The organism is Nitrospira sp. (assembly GCA_030692565.1).
Classification (GTDB): domain Bacteria; phylum Nitrospirota; class Nitrospiria; order Nitrospirales; family Nitrospiraceae; genus Nitrospira_D.
In genome coordinates this window covers 1-1,660 of the sequence record JAUYAO010000027.1, presented here as the reverse complement: position 1 = coordinate 1,660, position 1,660 = coordinate 1, and the positions used below count along the sequence as shown (strand labels likewise).

Annotated in this window: 1 protein-coding gene; it reads right to left on the bottom strand. The window is 63.2% G+C overall.

Going from position 1 to position 1,660, the window contains the following annotated elements:
- Positions 1–102 precede the first annotated feature (102 nt).
- Complete coding sequence (gatB, locus tag Q8N04_06755) at positions 103–1,533, bottom strand: Asp-tRNA(Asn)/Glu-tRNA(Gln) amidotransferase subunit GatB (protein ID MDP3090360.1); 1,431 nt, start codon at positions 1,531–1,533, stop codon at positions 103–105.
- Between the last annotated feature and the right edge of the window lie 127 nt (positions 1,534–1,660).

Sequence of the window (1,660 nt, the reverse complement as noted above, 5' to 3'; positions counted from 1 at the left end):
TGCCGAGCGGCTGAATCCGGACCATTTTCACCCTCCCCAGGGGTTATTTTTGGGGAGTGTATAGCGCCAGCCAGCCCGGCTCAACGCGGGCAGTTTCGTGCTTCAACCCGTCAGTTTTTTTCGGAGCGACTCGTTGACCTGTGCCGGGTTGGCCTTGCCCTTGCTGGCTTTCATGACCTGGCCGACCAGCGCGTTGAAGGCCTTTTCCTTGCCGGAACGGAATTCCTCGACCGACTTGGCGTTGGCGGCCATGACTTCGTCGATGATTTTTTCCAGTTCGCCGGAATCGGACATCTGCTTGAGGCCGCGCGCCTCGATGATGGCGTCGACTTCGCCCGCACCTTCCCACAAGCCTTCGAACACCTGCTTGGCCAGCTTGCCGGACAGCGTGCCGTCGTGGATGCGGGCGATCAGCGCGCCGAGATGGGTGGCGGAAACCGGGCTGCGTTCGATAGTGAGGTCGGCCTTGTTCAAGGCGGCCGAGAGCTCGCCCATCACCCAGTTGGCGGCGAGCTTGGGCTGCCCTGATTTTTGGGCCGCAGTCTCGAAGTAGGCGGCGAGCGCGCGCGAGCTAGTCAGCACGGCGGCGTCGTAAGGCGAGACACCGTATTCGGCCTGAAAGCGCACCTGCATCGCGGCGGGCAGTTCGGGCAGCGTGGCGCGCACCTGTTCGATCCAGTCTTCGTCGAGCTTGACCGGCAACAGGTCGGGGTCGGGGAAGTAGCGGTAGTCGTGCGCGTCTTCCTTGCTGCGCATCATGCGCGTCTCGCCGGTGTCGGGGTCGAACAGCACCGTGGCCTGCTCGATGCGGCCGCCGTCTTCCAGCGTTTCGATCTGCCAGCGTACTTCGTAGTCGATTGCCTGCTGCAGGAACTTGAACGAGTTGAGGTTCTTGATTTCGCGGCGGGTGCCGAACTCGGCCTGGCCGACCGGGCGCACCGAGACGTTGGCGTCGACGCGGAAGCTGCCTTCCTGCATGTTGCCGTCGCAGATGCCGATCCAGGTCACCAGCGTGTGCAGCGCGCGGGCATAGGCCACGGCTTCTGCGGATGAGCGCATCTCCGGCTCGGAGACGATTTCCAGCAGTGGCGTGCCGGCGCGGTTGAGGTCGATGCCGCTCATGCCGTGGAAATCTTCGTGCAGCGACTTGCCGGCGTCCTCTTCCATGTGGGCGCGGGTGAGGTTGATGGTTCTTTCTTCTCCATCCACCACGATGGTCAGCACGCCGCCTTCGACGATGGGTTTCGCCAGCTGGCTGATCTGGTAGCCTTTGGGCAGGTCGGGGTAGAAGTAGTTCTTGCGATCGAATACGTTGATGCGGTTGAGCTGCGCGCCGATGGCCAGCGCAAACTTGATCGCGCATTCCACCGCGCCCTTGTTCAGCACCGGCAGCACGCCGGGCAGCGCGATGTCGACCGCACTTGCCTGCGTGTTGGGCGCGGCGCCGAAGGCGGTGCTGCTGCCGGAGAAAATCTTCGATTTGGTGGCGAGCTGGGTGTGGACTTCCAGCCCGATGACAGTCTCCCATTTCATAGCAGGCCCTCCGGTTGGCGGCTGTGCCAGTCGGTGGCGCGCTGGTATTGATGGGCGACGTTGAGCATTTTCGCCTCGCTGAAATAGTCGCCGACGAGTTGCAGGCCGATCGGCAGGCCCTTGGCAT